The sequence below is a fragment of the Companilactobacillus farciminis KCTC 3681 = DSM 20184 genome (assembly GCF_002706745.1).
GTDB lineage: Bacteria > Bacillota > Bacilli > Lactobacillales > Lactobacillaceae > Companilactobacillus > Companilactobacillus farciminis.
In genome coordinates this window covers 586,385-603,794 of the sequence record NZ_CP017702.1, presented here as the reverse complement: position 1 = coordinate 603,794, position 17,410 = coordinate 586,385, and the positions used below count along the sequence as shown (strand labels likewise).

Genomic DNA, 17,410 nt, shown 5'->3' with positions numbered 1-17,410 from the left:
TTTAAATAACGTCACTAGCTGGAATCCATTCGTCAGTAGCAACACGATACATTTTGACACCATTGATCATGGCATAGCCGTCAGTATACCAACTAGTACCACTAGACAATGATTGTCCTAAGCTCTTACCTTGTGAATCGTAAAGAGCAGTTCTGGTTTGAGTTTTAACTGTACCTTTAGTCGAAACAAATTCAACCCCGCTTTGGACAGGCAAAAATTCATCTGTGGCGACTTGATAATATTTAGCACCGTTGATAGTTACGATCTTGCTATATTTCCATTCCGTATTAGGCATTAATTTTTCGGAAACTGGTTGGCCATAAGCATTTACCAGACCACTTGTGCTATCAAAGGTTCTGACCACGCCACTAGTTGGTGAAACAACATCGCTATAATCGCTGGCTAAAACCCATTGACCATAACCTACCAAGTAGAACAATTGTCCATCAATTTGAGTAGTTGCCCGAACTCCCATATCCTCTAGTTTTTCAGCACTTGGAGAGTCGCCTTCCACATCATAGACGGCAATAGGTACTCTACCAGATGTCGATGATGTAGTAGTTGTCGTAGTTGGTTGAGTTACTACTGGTTGCGTAGTTTCTGAAGATGAAGTTTGTGGAGTTACTTCATATGTCAAATCTACGACTTTAGGACTTTGTGTAAAGGTTCCTGTCAATGACGTTGTTGGACTAGTCAAAGTATATCCTGGAACTTGACTGTCAGATGTCAAATCATAGGAATCACCAATCAAATTACCGTCGATTGTCTTAGTCATTGGCGCACCATCGGACAAAATTGGTTGACCTGATGAATCCACATAATTAATCGTGACTGTGGGATGTGCTTGCCAAACTAATGGTTGAGAAACCATGGTTACATTTTCAAATAAGGTTGTTCCCTTGGTTTCATATGTATAAGCATCAGGAGTATAATCAGCAAAACCAATTTGACCATAAGTTAAGTACTTGGCATTAGGATCTGCATTAGTCAAAGTATAACTATCGTTGTCATTATTAGTTAAATTGTCATCTTTTAAAGCAGTTGAAAGGACTGAACTTGAATAATGATAGTTGCCAGCTAAATCTTTACCATCCAAATCAAGTAATTTAGGTGCGGTAAACGTGATTGGTTGACCTGTTACTGCATAAATTGGTGTTGGATCATTGACTGTATTCGATACTGCAATGACAGATACGCCTTGTCCAGATTCAACTCCTTGCAATGGCGTAAAGTCGGAAATACCTGAGTAACCTAATTCAATTGTGTGATAACTCTGCCCATTATTAGCAAATTTAACAATTGTTGGAGCAACCTCAGCTAATTCTTGATTGTTCAAACCTCCAGTTGGTTCTGTAGTTGAACCGCCACTCAATTCAAAGTACGTTGCTTTAGAAAGATTTAGATCAGCTAGTTGACTGACATCGATTTCCTTAGCATCTGAATCACTAAAGTTACCGTCAAGTGTAAGTTGGCTAAAGTTAATACCATCTAGTGGTCTCAAATCTGTATTTGCATTCTCATCTGATGCCAATTTAGCTTGGAAGATGACACTAGTTTTAGTTGGCAACAATTGCAAATATTGCATCCCATCAAGACTCTCAATTGGTGTATCTTGTTGGTCGGTCATCGAAGATCCAGGTTGTGGACTACCTCCACCAGCTGGATGATCCATTTCATAGCTAGTCATCATAATTCCTAATGTTGGGTTGACGTATCCCTTAATGTCGCCAACCGTAATTGGATCACTAGCAGGAATATTCAAAGCCGTCTTAACAGCTGCACCTAGCAATGGATCAGCAAAGTTAACAACTGTACTATCAGTCACATTACTTGGAATGACATATGGATTAGTCCCCGTTGTAGCCGTCGAAGTCATAGTTGAAGTACCAGTTGTGTCCGTCCCCGTGGTTGTTGTGGTACTTGTTGGACTTGTCGTTGTTGTAGTTCCAGTTGCTGGAGTTGTAGTCGTACTTGAACTAGTACTTGGAATAGTTATCGTACTTGTTGTAGTAGTAGATGTTGTTGGTGCCGTAGTTCCACTCGTTGAAGTACTTGTAGTAGGACTAGTTGTTGTACCTGTCGTGCTAGTTGAAGTAGTTGGTGCTGTACTGCTACTTGTTGTCGTTGTCGGACTAGTTGCTGTACTACTTGAAGTAGTGCTTGTGGTTGGACTAGTACTTGTCGAAGTCGTTGGTGTCGTACTGCTACTTGTCGTTGTCGTCGGACTAGTTACTGTACTCCCCGTCGTGCTAGTTGAGGTAGTCGGTGCTGTACTGCTACTTGCTGTCGTTGTCGGACTAGCTGTTGTACCACTTGAAGTAGTGCTTGTAGTTGGACTAGTACTTGTCGAAGTCGTTGGTGCCGTAGTACTGCTAGTTGCGGTTGTTACTGGACTAGTAACGGTTGTCGTACTTGGACTTGTCGAGGTTGATGACGTTGAACTAGTAGTCGAGGTTGTCGTATCACTAGTTGTAGCAGCTTTAGCCGTTTGGGACGTCGTGACTCCTCCTAAGATCAATGCCGAAAATAACGTAACTCCTAAATAAACACATTTTTTATTCAATAACATATCAATCACGCTTCTTTCTTCAGCGCCCATACTAAATATTTCGAACCAATATGCCAGAATAATAATTTTGCTTGTTTTTTCTTTTTTTTAAATTTCTTACTCTCCCAAAGGTTTGACCATTTTAGTCGTATACCATTCGTAAAAAGTGTAAATTTATAATAATAGCCATGATATTTATATTATCTTGTTCATTTATCGAAAAAAATTCATTAACTGAATTGATAATATTACCTTAATAAAGTTTTATTCCACTTTTGGAAAAAACCTCTTACAAAAATTGAATCAAAATTATGAGCAAGTGATAGTACTATATTACTTGTAATAAGGAAAGACCTCATATATATCGTTTAGATAATTCAAGTACATTTGGCAGTGTACACGAAATTGATATGTATAAAATAAAAAGGATGTCCATGGTCGGCATACCACGAACATCCAGATTAATAATTCACACACACAGTTATAAAAAATAAATTAAATAGTAGCCTTGAAAGTTTGTTCAACAACATCGTACATGGCAACGTACTGATCAGGAGCAACACGTAAGAAAGGCATATCGTTAGACGTATTGATAACAGTATCTGTAGCCCATTTGGTTCCAGATGCTAAAGATACGTCGCTTTTTTGTACTAAATTATGGTCGTAAACATTAACAGCTTTATCTTTGCCGTCGAGTGATTGAACTTTGATAACCATTCGACGGTTTTTGTATGCAAAACTATCCTTTGCACTCAAAAATTGGTTAGTTGCAACTTGGAAATAGTCAGTTCCGTTAATATTTTGAGTCTTAGCAACTTGCCAAGTACTGTCCTTTTGAAGAGCAACATCAGTAGCATTTCCGTTTTGATCATAAACAGGTGCTTCTTCACTACTTACTTGAGCAAAATTCCCCTTACTTACTGATTCGGCATTAACATCAGTAGTTGATACTAAAGAACCTCCGACACCTAAAAGTGCACACACTAAAAACAAGATAGATTTTTTCATTTTTCCTTGATCTCACTATAATTCAAATATTTTAACCCTCTGTACACTTATTTTTTGGCAGAAAAAAAGCGCACACAAAATTGGTTTTATGTAATAAAATAAAAAATTTAATATTTCACACAGTCAGCTATATAAATTTGGCATAATTATAAGCAACTTTATAGTACAAGGTTTGGAAGACTATTACAAGAAATATCGTTCAAAAATCCTTATTTTTTCTATCAAATTTTCAATATATCGTATATCACAAAAATAAGAAAACGTTATAACCCTTGATAATATTGACTTTTGTAGACCTATACATCATGAAAATAAAAAAAGATTATCTTTTGATCAAGATAATCTTTTTTTGGTTATTTATAATTTAGCTGAGAATTCTTGTTGCATGACATACCACATGCCCACATATTCATCTGTCGCTACACGTACAAATGGCATTCCGTCAGGTGTGAAAATTACTCTATCCGAATACCAAGAAGTACCTGGTGCTAGTGCTACATCCGATAATTGAACAAAGTTATGATCATACAAAGGTACATCTCCATCAGTCGATGAAACCTTAATAACCTCCGGTCTATTACTAAAGGTATAGCTATCCTTGGAGCTCAAATACTCATCGGTAGCTACTTGATAATAGTCCGTATTTTTAATACTAATAGTTTTCCCAAGATACCATGTACTATTTTTTGGAACTTTTCTCCCAAGATTATCTCCATTGGAATTGTACAGATCCGCTGAAGATGAATCCACATCTACAAAACTTCCGTTGTCCACGGATTCAGCCTTGACACTAGTCGGTGAAAATGAAAAACCTAAGCCAAGTAAAATCGTTAAAAATAATACTGCGAGCTTTTTCATTTTTTAAACTTCCTTAGTCTCCTTAGACTAATTAAATGATATGATGTTTAAACAAATATTACAATAATTGAGCTTACACATTTATTTATAAAAAAAATCACCAGATTGAATAATCCGATGATTTTTAATTTTATTTATGATCTATCTTCTTCAATAAATCACTATTTTCATTCACTTTAGCTAAGTAATAAGCCAAGTTGTTGAAAGTTTCATAATCGGCCTTTTTGCTCTTATCATCTTTGATTGACAAGGCAGCAAAGTAATTTAGTTCATCCAAGAAATATGAAACATGTTTTTCATTTGCGAATTTTAAACCACGTTGACTGAAGTCAAATGATGTTTGATAAGATTGCATTTCTGCAAACGAACCAGCTAAAGTCTTGCAAATAAAGAGGATTTCCAATTCATTGGCATTTTTGAGTTCGACATCCTCATCACAAGCGTTAGAAATCATTTGGAAATAGTATTGCGCGCGGTCATTATGTTCTTGTCCTAAATAATCTAGTCCTTTGAACAAATAAGCTAACAAAGTATAAATATCATCATCAGCTGATTTGGTATACTGCAAAACTTTATCAAGGGTAAACAATGAGGCATCAAAGTTACCCTTCCAATAATCCAACACACCAGTAATTAATTCGTATTGCTTCATGTCATTATCACTCAATTTTCCTTCAAGTGATGACAATCTTTCTGCTACATCCGAAGTGTTCTTCAACAATGTATCTTTTTCTAGCACATCCAGGGCACTGTCCTCTTTGGCAGAAGTTTTACTTGAGAAATCGCTAAAAACATCGTTTAATGTTAAATTTAATTTCAAGCAAATCTTAATAAGGATATTGACCGTGGGTGCGATATTATGTTTCTCAATTTTGCTAATTGTATTCTGAGTACAAATATCATCAGCTAACTCAATTTGAGTCAAGTTCATTTCTCGTCTTTTATTGTAAATAATTGATCCAAGAAACAATGGCAACACACTCCCATCTATCGTTATGACATTTATCAATAATACTATACCACCGGATAAGAATATATATATAGTTATCATAAATAAATAATCCAATATCAATATATATTTTTATAAATATTTGCACATGCACAATTTTTTTTGTGCCCGATTGCCAGTATCGTCAACAACTGCAAAAAAAAAGCAGTCGAACAAATTAATGTCCAACTACTCTAGTGATGCGGGTAAGAAGATTCGAACTTCCACGGAGATAATTCTCCACAAGATCCTTAGTCTTGCGCGTCTGCCAATTCCGCCATACCCGCATGCACGTTCTACTATACACATAAATAAAAAAATTATCAAGACGAAATGGTAATATCTTTGATATATTTTAGTTTTCCATGACATTTTCCACAGACATAACGACGGGTATTTATTTTTTTAATTCGATGGTAAATATGCTGACAATTGGTACATTCATAGACATGATAAGTTTTCTTATGAATAGAGCTTTTTATCGGTGAAAAACGACTGCCACCAACTTGTTGCAAAAGAATCTTAAAGGTCCGATCTTTGTGCTGAGCTGGTAGTCCATCATTGTACAAATGATAGTGACACAGTTCATGTTTTATGACACCAACTAATTCTTCTTTACCAAAATCTCGATATATTTTTGGATTAATATCAATATTCCTATCTCTTAGATGAAAACGACCACCAGTAGTTTTTAATCGACTATTGAAATACGCTTGATGAATAAAAGGTTTCCCAAAATATTCTTGGGAAACCTTTTTTACTAATGTAGTTAATTCTAAATCTGTCATTTTAAGCTAAGTTAGTCAACTTTTGAATCAATTTAGAAAACTTATCCATGTATTCATCTTGCTTCTTTTCTGCTTCATCAAACTTGTGACGGTCAATCGTCTTATTGTCGCCAATGCTTTCAGTCATATCAGCACAACCAGCAACATAATTTTTGAAAGCTGAAACTAAATTAATGTGAGTTCCCATCAATCTAGCTGGAGCCTTACCTTTTTCCAATTTAGCCAAGGTTGTTCGGTAATTCTTTGTTCCAGTGGCGAAATCTTTTTGAATTTTTGTGTATTCCACATCATCCATCTTATCAACCTTGCTACGGTCTAGCGCATCACGTAATTTTTCAAATTCTGGATTAAGTTTATCTTGTTCATCTTGAATTGATTGAACAGTACTGTTGATCAAATTGCCATATTGCATAGCTCTTTTTTGTGCGGCATTCATAGTAATTACCTCTTGTTTTCTTTTTGTGTTTTTTCAGTGTAAATATCTCTTTCAATAGTAAATCTTGGACGTTGTTTGACCTCGCTAAAGATTTTTCCAACGTACTCACCGATCACACTAATACTAATTAATTGTACACCACCAAGTGCCCAAATAGATATCATTAGTGACGACCAGCCATCGACAACATTACCATTGATTTTTTGAATAAAACTATAAATCAATAAAACTAAACTAACTAAAACGATAAAAAATCCTAATCCCATGATCATCTTAATGGGAACGATAGAAAATGACGTGATTCCATCCATCGCAAATTTGATCATCTTGCGTAGCGGATACTTAGATTCTCCAGCAAATCTTTCTTTACGAGCGTAATAAACTTTGGCGGACTTGAAACCTACCAATGGTACGATGCCTCGTAAAAACAAGTTTCTTTCACGATAGCTCAACAAGACTTGGCAAGCTCTTTGACTCATCAAACGATAGTCAGCTGAATCAGGAACCAAGTGAACGCCCAAAAAGCCCATGAATTTGTAAAACATTTCGGCCGTATTACGTTTGAAGGCTGTATCTGTATCACGATTATTTCTAACGCCATAGACCACTTCAGCGCCATTGAGATATTCGTCGACCATTTTAGGAATGGCATTTACGTCATCTTGTAAATCGGCATCTATCGTTATAACGGCATCTGAATCTTTTGACGCGCTCGTAACTCCAGCCAACAAAGCTCCTTGGTGACCAAAATTACGACTTAATTTAACACCAGAAACTATATCAATTTCTTTAGAAAAATTATTAATCATTGCCCAAGTTTTATCTTTACTACCATCATCAACGTAAACGATTTTACTATCAGCAGAAATCTTACGTGACTCAATTAGACCATTAACAATTTGTGATAATTCTTTAGTCGTTTCTGGCAGAACTTCTTCTTCGTTGTAGCAAGGGACTACAATACTTAATTTGAATAAATCAGACATTCATTTTCCCCCATTTTAATTTAAACCAATCGTAAATCCAAGACAGACCAATTCCGCCTAAGATTGCGATAACAGGTAGAAACTCTAGTCGATACCTACCTTGTACTTCAATTAATAATTGTACAACGGCGTACGCCATTAGTGGTAATAATAATAGAAATAACTCTTTGTTGGTACCCTTCAATAATTTGATTGAACCAAACCACGATGTGATTATCAAGACCAATGAGCCTAAATAGCCAAGTAATTTGATAAAGTTGCTCGTCTTCAGTGAATGGTTCGTTTCAACTCCGGTGAAGTCAATGGTAATTGCCCGTTGAGCCCACAATTTAGCATTCTTATACCAAAGCAGTTTTAGCCAGCCGTGAGTTTCGTTAAGATTAGCGATGTTCTCACGAATAACTTGATGCTCTTTAGCACTCATCTTAGCTCGACTATCCTTGAGATTGAAACGGTCGACCATCTTTTGATCATAAGCACCATCAGAATTAGCATCCAAACCGACAACAAATTTCCATTCAGAATCTCGATTAGTTAAACCATAAGAATTGAGTCCCGAATTCTTAATTGCCAAACTAGCTCCAGAAAAAATCACTTGATAAATCAACAGAGTTATCAACACTTTGATGATTTTTGACCAATTGAAAGAGTTATTCTCAATCAATAAATAAATCAAAGCGTAAACAACGATACCGGCAATAATGACTGGACCAATTGGCCGAATAATACTTCCCACGCCAAGAGTTAAACCAGCTAGTGCATAAGACCAATAACGATCTTTCAATATCAAATAAAATGTTACTAAGAACAGAAGCATCCCGAGATACTGGTTATCTGCCTGGCTATTCAAGGCAAACCAATCTAAGTCGATCATCAAAATAAAGACTGACAAACGAGCTAATTTAACTTTTTTTGTAATCTTGACAGCTAATAAATAGACCATCAATAAGATCAAAACTTGATACAAGACGTTTAACAATTGAATTGCTATCACGTGGTGTCCAAAGATTTTAACCACCGTCATAACGTAGACTAAAAAGCCGGTTTGATAAGCCCATTTGGCGAAATAATCGTTGTCGTAACTAAAAATCTTTTCGCCATCCAAAGCTTTCGATGCCATTTTCCAAAAAGCTTTGAAGTCACTGACTTGTGTCTGCGGAACTAATTTCAACCAAATTAAAGCTGCAATGGCAAAGACTAACAAGAGACTGATTAAAATCAGACGGTTAAGATTTTTATCATCGTCATGAATTCGGTAGAGTAAAAGTCCGATTCCACCGACAAAAATAATTGCACAAAGAAAAACCAGTATCGCTAATACTGGTTCTATTTTTAAATAATTTAATGTATAAAATTGTCCAGCTTGGATCAAAACGACTGACGTAAAGATTACCAAGCAGACGATTACTAATTTGCTAATGATACTTTGAAATTTACTTAGCATGATACCCCTTATACTTGATGAACTAGTTTACTGTGCTTCTTCACAAAATCACCAAGTTTATCTAAGCAAGCATTGATATTGTCCATACTTGCAGCATAGCTCAAACGCAAATGACCTTCGCCACCGATACCAAAGAAACTTCCTGGTAGGATTGCTAAATGTTCTTCTTGCAACAATTCGTTGGCAAATTTGACATCGTCTTGTTCAAGACCTTCTGGAATCTTAATGAACAAGTAGAAAGCACCGTCAGGATCAGGACATTCAAAGCCTAAATCCTTTAATCCTTTATGCAAAACATCACGACGAGCTTGGTATTCTTTGCGCATCGAAATTGGGTCATCGTAGCCATTCTTATAAGCTTCTAAGGCAGCATATTGTGTAATAGAAGTAATTGAAGTCGTGGCTAATTCGTGAATCTTGTTGATCTGAGCAATAACATCGGCCGGTCCACAGACAACACCAAAACGCCAACCAGTCATAGCATGCGATTTAGATAAACCATTCAACAAAATAGTTTGTTCAGGCAAAATTGTTCCGAATGATACATGCTTAAAATTATAAGTCAATTCACTGTAAATTTCGTCACTAACGACAAAAATATCGTGTTTTTTTAAGACTTCAGCCAAAGCTTCCAATTCTGTCTTAGTATAACTAGCACCAGTTGGATTGCTTGGATAATTCAATAATAAAATTTTAATTCTAGGATTAGTTCTCAAAACTTCAGCTAAAGCTTCTGGAGTCATCTTAAAGCCAGTCTTTGAAGTATCTAAATAAACTGGCGAAGCTCCATTGAAATTAGCATCTGGTCCATAAATCGTAAATGAAGGCGATGGAATCAAAACTTCATCCCCAGTTTGCAAAATTGCATTAAAAACTGAGAAAACACCTTCCGTAACACCAGCTGTAGCCAAAATTTGGCTCTCTGGATCATAATTCAAATCGTACTTGTCATGTAGATAAGTAGCTACTGCATGTAAAAGCTCATGGTCTCCTTCAGGAACTGTATAGTGAGTTTTGTTCTCTTCGATTGCCGCAATAGCAGCTTTCTTAATATGATCAGGAGTTGGAAAATTAGGTTCACCAACGGTCATATTAACAGCTCCGGGTATACTCTTAGCTTTGGCATTAAACTTAAAGATATCTTGCTGCTTAATGGCCACAACTGATGGTTTCATAAGGGAGATTAAATCACTTTTCACTGTTAAACACCTCTTCTTAAAGATTACAGTTTAATTCTAACATATGATTTTCATTAGATAGAACTGATTAAGACATTAGTTTGTTATTGTCTGTCAACGGGTTAAGCGTATTCAAATATTCAATCAAACCGATAAAAAAGTCCAACCAATTCGAAAAATTGGTTGGACTTATTATTACACATCAAAAACTGTATAAGGCAAACGACGCTTGTGAGCTGTCTTCTTATACCAATTTTCAATAATTTCAGCATGTTTTGGATCGATATCTTTACCTTCAAGATAATCGTCAATATCTTTATAAGAAACTCCCAGAGCTTTTTCATCAGGTAAACTTGGACGGTCTTCCTCCAAATCAGCTGTAGGAATTTTTTCATAAAGATTCTTTGGTGCAGCTAATTTCTCTAACATTGCCTTACCTTGGCGCTTATCAAGACGGAATAACGGCGTTACATCAGCAGCACCATCACCGTATTTCGTATAAAAACCAGTGATATTTTCAGCTGCATGGTCAGTTCCGACAACGACACCTTTGTTATCTCCGGCAATCGCATATTGAGCAATCATTCTCGTTCTAGCTTTGATATTACCCTTGTTAAAGTCAGAAATAGTTAAACCATTATCTTCAACGGCTTTTACCATTGCATCAACACTGTCTTTGATATTTACACGGACAACCTTATCAGCTTGCATCCATTCGATAGCTTGCATAGCATCTGATTCATCAGCTTGTTCACCGTAAGGCAAACGAACAGCAATGAATTGATAGTCATTATCTCCAGTTTCTTGACGAAGCTCTGTCATAGCGATTTCTGATAATTTACCAGCTAATGTGGAATCTTGTCCACCAGAAATACCCAACACTAAAGTTTTCAAAAAGCTGTGTTGTTTTAAGTAAGTCTTCAAAAAATCAACTGAGCGTCTAATTTCAGCCTCAGGGTCGATTTCTGGTTTAGCATGTTCAAATTCAATAATTTCTTTTTGCAATGGTCTCATTTTTAGTCACCTAATCTAATATTGTTTACATCATTTCTAATCTTCTCGATATACTTCATCTTATGACTGTATAGTTTTGAAGATAAGTCGACTGGATAAACTTGTGGATTCAAGATACGTTTGTATTCATCCCAAAGTGAATCTAAGTTGGCTGCACAGTAGTCTTTGATTTCTTTGACAGTTGGTAAGTCATAAACCAATTTTCCATTAACGAAGATGTCATGAAGCAATGGCTTAGCTTGGAAATCTTCAACTGTCTTGTTGATATATGTGTATTGTGGATGGAACATGTAAAGTGAATTGTGCTCACGAGGATCTTCATTCCAGAAAGTTACGTAGTCCCCTTCTGACTTGTCATTCTTCTCGTTGTTAGTAATACGCCAAACTTGTTTCTTACCTGGTGTAGAAATCTTAGCGGCGTTGCTAGAAAGTTTCAATGTATCCATCATATTACCCTTGGCATCTTCGATACTTACTAACTTGTAGACTGCACCTAAAGCTGGTTGGTCAAAGGCTGTAATAACCTTAGTACCGATACCCCAGACGTCAATTTTGGCATCTTGCATCTTCAAGTTCAAAACAGTCTTTTCGTCCAAATCATTTGAGGCATAGATCTTAGCATTAGGGAATCCAGCTTCATCAAGTTGTTTTCTAACACGCTTAGAAATATAAGCCATATCACCAGAGTCGATTCGAACGCCTAAGAAGTTGATCTTGTCGCCCATCTCACGAGCAACCTTGATAGCACTAGGAACACCGCTCTTCAAAGTATCATAAGTATCAACTAAGAAGACACAATTCTTGTGGGTTGTAGCATAAGCTTTAAAAGCATCGTATTCATTACGGTAAGTTTGGACTAAAGCGTGGGCATGCGTTCCAGAAATTGGAATACCAAATAATTTACCAGCCAAAACGTTACTTGTAGCATCAAAACCAGCAATGTATGCGGCACGTGTTCCCCAAATAGCGGCATCGACTTCTTGGGCACGACGAGAACCAAATTCCATAACGGGATCATCGCCACAGACAGTCTTGATACGAGCGGCTTTAGTAGCAATAAGTGTTTGGAAATTAACCATATTCAAAACGGCAGTTTCAATCAATTGGCATTGTGCTAGTGGTCCTTCAACTTGGAAAATTGGTTCTTCATTGAAAACCAAATCTCCCTCTAGAGCTGAACGCACTGTACAACTGAATTGCATATCTTTTAACCAGCGTAAGAATTCTTCATCATATTCCCCATATTCACGCAAGTAATCGATATCTGAATCTGAAAAACTTAAGTTCTTAAGATAATTAACCACATGTTCTAGGCCTGCAAAGACAGCAAAACCATTATCGAAAGGCAATTTACGGAAATAAACTTCAAAAACTGCCCGACGATTGTGCAGCCCCTTCTTCCAGTATGTATACATCATATTGAGTTCATAATAATCAGTATGCAAAGTTAAATCTTCATTTTGAAATTGAGTCATCATATCTCCCTTAATAATTTGATTAACAGAATTTATTTTACATTAATTAGCATCCAAAGTCGCTTGATAGCCGTCATTTACTTTTTGAGCTAATTTTTCTATTGAGTAGTTGTCACGCGCATCTTGGTACAAAGTTAGTCCTTTACGATCAAGGTTATTATCTTTCCATAATGAATGGGCATCATTTAAGGCACTGATCAATTCCTGCTCATTATCAGACTCTACCAACCATCCATTTTCATTATCAATAATTTTACTTGTAGCTCCAACGTTTGTCGCAATAACTGGTTTTCCGTAAGCTGCTGATTCCAGATATACCGCTGGCATACTTTCTGACTTAGATGTCAAAACAGAAACATCACATTCCTGATAATAATCACCAGTATTTTCTTTAAAACCGACAAAATCGACTTTATCATTAATTCCCAGACTCTTCACTAACTCTCGTAATTCATCCATCAGAGGACCATCACCTACTAAAGTCAATCTGAAATTAAAGTCAACTTTGCTTAATGCATTCAATAGCAATCTATGATTTTTAACATCAACCAACCTTGCTACTTCCAATAAACTAAAAGTAGATTGTCGATTAAAGGTTGGATTAATTCCTGTAAAATCAATCGCATTAAAAACTTCAAAGGTTTTACCAGTCGGAATTTTCAACGATTCAAAGTATTCTTCCAAATCGGGGTTGACGTAAAAAAGCAAATCAGCCTTCTTTAGAGCGTGCAGATTTAATTTGAGCATAACTGAACCTCTAAGACCTGAAAAGTCGATACGAGGGTCAGAATGGACTGTAATAACCCATTTAGCGTTAACTTTATTCCGAATTAAGGAAAAAATATAGTTAGCACGTGGTCCATGAGTATGAACAATATCAAAATTATTATTATTTATATATTTGATCAGTGGTTTCAAAATAGACAAGTCAAAACGTTGCTTTTGCTCAATCACTGAAACACTTAGCCCATTTTCCTTAGCCATCTTTGAAACTGGACCTCTTTGGAAAGTCAACAGAGTACTTTCAACTCCAATATTCTTTTGACCTTTCATTAAGCTAATAATATAAGTTCTTGCTCCACCGTCTTCATTACCGGCATTAATATGTAAAACGCGCATTTTGACACCTCTCAAATTAATCTTTCTCGTGTATAATAATACATTAAAGGAGAACGCCATGCACAAAAATAGAGTAAATATTTTAGGTACAGAATTTGACAACTTTACCGCTAAACAATTCCACAAATATTTGGATGACGATTTAGACCTTAAAGCTAACAGATTCATCGTAACACCTAATCCTGAAATTGTTCTATCGGCCAGAAAAGATAGCAATTTTTCAAAAATTATCAATAATGCTGATTATGTCATCCCTGACGGTATCGGAATCATTAAAGGAGCCAAGAGTCTAGGCACTCCTCTCCATGAAAGAATTACTGGTTTTGATACTTTAGAATACCTAATTTCAGCTGTTAATCGCAAACAATTAAAACTTTACATGCTGGGTGCTAAACCGGAAGTCATCGAAGCCAGCGCTAAAAAAATCAAAAAACAATATCCTCAAGTTAACTTAGTTGGTTATCACGATGGATATTTCAAAGACGATGCACCAATTATCGAAGAAATCGCTGCTAAAAAGCCTAATGTTGTTTTGGTAGCCTTAGGATCACCAAAGCAAGAATTCTTTATCGACAAGTATCGTAAACAAGCTAACGCTATTTGGATCGGTGTCGGTGGTAGTTTCGACGTCTTCTCAGAAACTAAGAAACGCGCTCCCAAGGTCTTCCAAAAGCTCAATCTTGAATGGTTCTATCGTTTAGTAACCGAACCAACAAGAATTGGTCGTATGATGGCAATTCCTAAGTATATGAATATGATCAATAAAGAAAAGAAAAACATGAAATAAGGTTCTTTCTTAACTTTGGTTGGTGGAAATATTTCGTCCTCCATAGCAAAGAAAATTTGGCTGGAACAATGTGGGCACGACTTGGAGCCTTTGCTAAGACCAAAACCGGGCAAAGTCTTCAAGCTCGACCTTTCACTAGGCAATAAATTGCCAAGAGAAATTTCACATTTGAGCCAATTTTCTTCGCTATTCCGGACTTGATAGTGGTTTCTATCTTTATATAAATTACTTCAGAAATTAATAGAGGATATTATTGGAATTGCAGTGTATTGCTGTGGTCTTAATAGTACCCTCTTTTTTTATGTAGTGTTACAAAGAAATAGAGTACTTATTCAGAAAGTATGTGTCTAATTCTATCCAAATAGAAATTGAAATTTAGTCGGGAGCAAAAGCCCTGTGATGGCTCAGCCGCCAAATTATTCTTAGCAACTTGTTGCTTAGAATAAGACTAATCTTGAAGACTTTGCCCGAACTTGGGCTTAGCAAAGGCTCCAAGTTGTGTCGGCAGCGTTCCAGCCAATCACAGGGCTTTTGCGGACGACGGCATCCTTACACAAAAAAATTCCCGTTAGAAAATAAATTCTAACAGGAATTTTTTATTATTCTTCTACATCAATTGTATAAGGATCTTCACCAGTTCTTAAGAAGATTCGAGCATTCAACATCGCATAACTCAAAATGGTTACGAAATAAATACTTACAGAAGGTGCTTCAATAACGTGTCCGGTCATCAAAGCCATTCCGAATCCTACAGCGACACTAGCTACTAACATTGCCCATTTAAATGACCACATGTACTTGAATTTTCTAAGGAAAGCTCCAATTAGGTAAATCAAGCAATAAGCTAATGGTGCTAGGTAAACGATGGTTCCGATAAAACCAAATTGGAAGAAGATATCGACATAATCCATTTCAACCAACTTAGCTTGTTTTACTTTCTTGAAGTTTGTAGCATAACCCATTCCAAAGGCCTTTTGTGCAGGCGTTGCTTTGGAGAAGTTGTGTGCGGCATTTTCAAAGTAAACTGTCCGACCACTGAATAAGTAAGAAACAGTCTTATTAGTTTCGACGTATTTCTTCTGATCTTTAGTGATACCTTTTTTTGTCTTAGCTTGTTTTTTCTTGTACTTAATCATATCACTGTGCAATTCAGCAGTTCTAGAAACAGCCATTGCAGGATATGCGGCAAAAATTCCACCAAGCGTTATAACTAGCATAGCGGCGATTCCTGCTTTAAACTTGCGTTGACCGCCGTTTTGGAAAAATTGAATTGCTGTAGCTAAAATTGCCATGCAGATTCCAAAGATGATAGCTAATAATGAACCCTTTGTTCCAATCAACAGAGCTGAATAAATTGCAACAACGACTGTTAACCAGTAATAAATTCTTGACCAAGTATTAATTTTCTTAAGTGCGTACCAAATCATAATTGGGAAAGAAATTGAGACAATCGCACTCAATTCATTGGCTGCGAAGAACCAACCACTCTCTCCTAATTTGTAGTATGAGTATGAACTGAAACTAGTATTAGTAAAGTGAGCCACAATCATGATGATACTGATAATGTTGACCGCGATAAAGACAACTTTGGGGAAGAAACGATTGATGATCCTATCTTCAGCTAATTCCTCAAAAGCATAAAAATATCCGAGCAACATAATTGGATAATACAAACTCTTTGCTAAAGTCGTAATTTCCAATGACGGAACAAATAATGTCTTCGTCTTGTAATTGACGACCAAATTAATGACCGAAACAATCGCCAAGACGACAAAGTAACCCATTATTCGAAATCCGTGTTTATTATCTCGATTCAAAATCAAGAACAATAATATGTAGAACACCGTTATTGCCATGACGATCATTCTGATCAATACCCCGAAGGTAATATTGATGTTAAAACGCATCATCGTACCAGTAACAGCATCTAATACTGGTTGAAAGATAATGTACAGCATCAAGAAGATACTATACTTTTTTATAAAGCTTTGCATAAGTGACTCCCAGTTTAAAAATTTAAAACGTGTGTAGGTTATATCTTACCTTAAATCTAATTTTAAAGAAATTGATTATCTATCTTTCTAGATAAAATTCAAAACGATCTCCAGCATATTGTGAACGAACGTATTCGAATGGTCTACCATCATCCAAAGTTGTCACTTGGCGAACACGTAAAATTGCTGAACCACGCTTAACATTCAAGAAATTAGCGATTTTTTCCGAAGCTAAAATAGCTGAAACAGTTTGCGTGGCGTTACCTAATTTTAACCCAGCTTTGTCTTCAAGTGCTTTATAAAGTGAAGACGTTATGTCTTTTTTGTTCAAAGTGTTGACAATTTCTATCGGGATAGTCGCCACTTCAAAACAAATTGGTTGTTGATCAGCATAACGAATTCTTTCCATTCGCAAAACTTGATCGCCATCTTTTAATTTTAATTTTTCTAATTCACTGATTGATGGATCGGCCACATGATAAGAAACCGTCTTACTTGAAGGCTTCTTACCTTGGCTTTCAGTAATTTCGGTAAAACTAGTCGTTCCTGACATTTTTTCTTGAACCTTGCTGCTAGCAACATAAGTTCCTGATCCAACTTGTCGTTGTAAAATTCCTTCATCAACTAAAGTTTGGATTGCTTGGCGAAGTGTCATCCGGCTGACGTCAAAATCTTGTGAAAGCTGTCTTTCTGACGGGATACGTTCCCCAACAGCCCACTTGCCAGATTCGATTTCTTTTCTGATCTCATTGTGAATTTGTATATATACTGGTACCTTCATTTATTT

Annotated in this window: 16 protein-coding genes and 1 tRNA gene; 2 read left to right on the top strand and 15 right to left on the bottom strand. The window is 36.2% G+C overall.

The genetic code is table 11. The features are described 5' to 3' along the window. Position 1: 1 nt before the first annotated feature. Positions 2-1,876, bottom strand: coding sequence for an SLAP domain-containing protein (locus tag LF20184_RS02840; protein WP_010020800.1), 1,875 nt, complete (start codon positions 1,874-1,876; stop codon positions 2-4). A 37-nt stretch (positions 1,877-1,913) separates the two neighbouring features. Here LF20184_RS02840 and LF20184_RS12820 point away from each other — a divergent pair, with 37 nt between their 5' ends. Beyond that, entirely contained in the window at positions 1,914-2,546 is a 633-nt protein-coding gene (locus LF20184_RS12820; RefSeq protein WP_198403326.1) for a hypothetical protein, read from the top strand. A 497-nt stretch (positions 2,547-3,043) separates the two neighbouring features. On the opposite strand, the gene LF20184_RS02825 is transcribed toward LF20184_RS12820, so the two are convergent. The 12 genes from LF20184_RS02825 to LF20184_RS02770 all read right to left on the bottom strand — a co-directional run bounded on the left by LF20184_RS02825 (position 3,044) and on the right by LF20184_RS02770 (position 13,842). Then, a complete protein-coding gene (locus tag LF20184_RS02825; RefSeq protein ID WP_010020803.1) occupies positions 3,044-3,556 on the bottom strand; it encodes an SLAP domain-containing protein in 513 nt (170 codons plus the stop codon). Between the two features lie 357 nt (positions 3,557-3,913). Next, on the bottom strand, positions 3,914-4,414 hold the full coding sequence (locus tag LF20184_RS02820) for an SLAP domain-containing protein (RefSeq protein ID WP_010020804.1): 501 nt from the start codon (positions 4,412-4,414) through the stop codon (positions 3,914-3,916). A gap of 130 nt (positions 4,415-4,544) precedes the next feature. Beyond that, on the bottom strand, positions 4,545-5,465 hold the full coding sequence (locus LF20184_RS02815; protein ID WP_081454130.1) for a helix-turn-helix domain-containing protein: 921 nt from the start codon (positions 5,463-5,465) through the stop codon (positions 4,545-4,547). 138 nt (positions 5,466-5,603) lie between these two features. Next, a tRNA-Leu gene (locus LF20184_RS02810) sits at positions 5,604-5,689 on the bottom strand. A 36-nt stretch (positions 5,690-5,725) separates the two neighbouring features. Continuing rightward, on the bottom strand, positions 5,726-6,190 hold the full coding sequence (locus tag LF20184_RS02805) for a SprT family protein (protein WP_010020808.1): 465 nt from the start codon (positions 6,188-6,190) through the stop codon (positions 5,726-5,728). A gap of 1 nt (position 6,191) precedes the next feature. Continuing rightward, positions 6,192-6,626: a hypothetical protein gene (locus tag LF20184_RS02800; RefSeq protein WP_010020809.1), complete on the bottom strand. Its 435-nt coding sequence runs from the start codon at positions 6,624-6,626 to the stop codon at positions 6,192-6,194. Between the two features lie 5 nt (positions 6,627-6,631). Next, the gene (locus tag LF20184_RS02795) at positions 6,632-7,612 is read right to left on the bottom strand and encodes a glycosyltransferase family 2 protein (RefSeq protein ID WP_010020810.1); all 981 of its coding nucleotides are present in this window, start codon (positions 7,610-7,612) and stop codon (positions 6,632-6,634) included. Then, positions 7,605-9,056 (bottom strand): glycosyltransferase family protein, encoded by a 1,452-nt coding sequence (locus LF20184_RS02790; protein ID WP_010020811.1) that lies wholly within the window; start codon positions 9,054-9,056, stop codon positions 7,605-7,607. Before LF20184_RS02790 ends, LF20184_RS02795 begins: the two co-directional genes overlap by 8 nt. An 8-nt stretch (positions 9,057-9,064) precedes the next feature. Next, a complete protein-coding gene (locus LF20184_RS02785; protein ID WP_010020813.1) occupies positions 9,065-10,255 on the bottom strand; it encodes an aminotransferase class I/II-fold pyridoxal phosphate-dependent enzyme in 1,191 nt (396 codons plus the stop codon). Positions 10,256-10,429: 174 nt separating this feature from the next. Then, complete coding sequence (nadE, locus tag LF20184_RS02780; protein WP_010020815.1) at positions 10,430-11,248, bottom strand: NAD(+) synthase; 819 nt, start codon at positions 11,246-11,248, stop codon at positions 10,430-10,432. Between the two features lie 2 nt (positions 11,249-11,250). Next, entirely contained in the window at positions 11,251-12,726 is a 1,476-nt protein-coding gene (locus LF20184_RS02775; RefSeq protein ID WP_029606580.1) for a nicotinate phosphoribosyltransferase, read from the bottom strand. A 39-nt stretch (positions 12,727-12,765) separates the two neighbouring features. Beyond that, positions 12,766-13,842 carry a glycosyltransferase gene (locus LF20184_RS02770; RefSeq protein ID WP_010020817.1) on the bottom strand — a complete coding sequence of 359 codons (1,077 nt, stop codon included), beginning with the start codon at positions 13,840-13,842 and terminating at the stop codon, positions 12,766-12,768. 58 nt (positions 13,843-13,900) lie between these two features. On the opposite strand from LF20184_RS02770, the gene LF20184_RS02765 reads away from it, so the two are divergent. Next, entirely contained in the window at positions 13,901-14,629 is a 729-nt protein-coding gene (locus LF20184_RS02765) for a WecB/TagA/CpsF family glycosyltransferase (RefSeq protein ID WP_010020818.1), read from the top strand. A 599-nt stretch (positions 14,630-15,228) separates the two neighbouring features. On the opposite strand, the gene LF20184_RS02755 is transcribed toward LF20184_RS02765, so the two are convergent. Continuing rightward, positions 15,229-16,623 carry an O-antigen ligase family protein gene (locus tag LF20184_RS02755; RefSeq protein WP_010020820.1) on the bottom strand — a complete coding sequence of 465 codons (1,395 nt, stop codon included), beginning with the start codon at positions 16,621-16,623 and terminating at the stop codon, positions 15,229-15,231. 79 nt (positions 16,624-16,702) lie between these two features. Further along, positions 16,703-17,404, bottom strand: coding sequence for a GntR family transcriptional regulator (locus LF20184_RS02750; RefSeq protein WP_010020822.1), 702 nt, complete (start codon positions 17,402-17,404; stop codon positions 16,703-16,705). Positions 17,405-17,410 lie beyond the last annotated feature (6 nt).

Bases quoted from the DNA above. Each gene is read 5' to 3' on its own strand.
- LF20184_RS02840 (WP_010020800.1), bottom strand. From the start codon at position 1,876: ATGACTTCGACGGCTACAACGGGGACTAATCCATATGTCATTCCAAGT.
- LF20184_RS02825 (WP_010020803.1), bottom strand. From the start codon at position 3,556: ATGAAAAAATCTATCTTGTTTTTAGTGTGTGCACTTTTAGGTGTCGGA.
- LF20184_RS02820 (WP_010020804.1), bottom strand. From the start codon at position 4,414: ATGAAAAAGCTCGCAGTATTATTTTTAACGATTTTACTTGGCTTAGGT.
- LF20184_RS02815 (WP_081454130.1), bottom strand. From the start codon at position 5,465: ATGATAACTATATATATATTCTTATCCGGTGGTATAGTATTATTGATA.
- LF20184_RS02805 (WP_010020808.1), bottom strand. From the start codon at position 6,190: ATGACAGATTTAGAATTAACTACATTAGTAAAAAAGGTTTCCCAAGAA.
- LF20184_RS02800 (WP_010020809.1), bottom strand. From the start codon at position 6,626: ATGAATGCCGCACAAAAAAGAGCTATGCAATATGGCAATTTGATCAAC.
- LF20184_RS02795 (WP_010020810.1), bottom strand. From the start codon at position 7,612: ATGTCTGATTTATTCAAATTAAGTATTGTAGTCCCTTGCTACAACGAA.
- LF20184_RS02790 (WP_010020811.1), bottom strand. From the start codon at position 9,056: ATGCTAAGTAAATTTCAAAGTATCATTAGCAAATTAGTAATCGTCTGC.
- nadE (WP_010020815.1), bottom strand. From the start codon at position 11,248: ATGAGACCATTGCAAAAAGAAATTATTGAATTTGAACATGCTAAACCA.
- LF20184_RS02775 (WP_029606580.1), bottom strand. From the start codon at position 12,726: ATGATGACTCAATTTCAAAATGAAGATTTAACTTTGCATACTGATTAT.
- LF20184_RS02770 (WP_010020817.1), bottom strand. From the start codon at position 13,842: ATGCGCGTTTTACATATTAATGCCGGTAATGAAGACGGTGGAGCAAGA.
- LF20184_RS02765 (WP_010020818.1), top strand. From the start codon at position 13,901: ATGCACAAAAATAGAGTAAATATTTTAGGTACAGAATTTGACAACTTT.
- LF20184_RS02755 (WP_010020820.1), bottom strand. From the start codon at position 16,623: ATGCAAAGCTTTATAAAAAAGTATAGTATCTTCTTGATGCTGTACATT.
- LF20184_RS02750 (WP_010020822.1), bottom strand. From the start codon at position 17,404: ATGAAGGTACCAGTATATATACAAATTCACAATGAGATCAGAAAAGAA.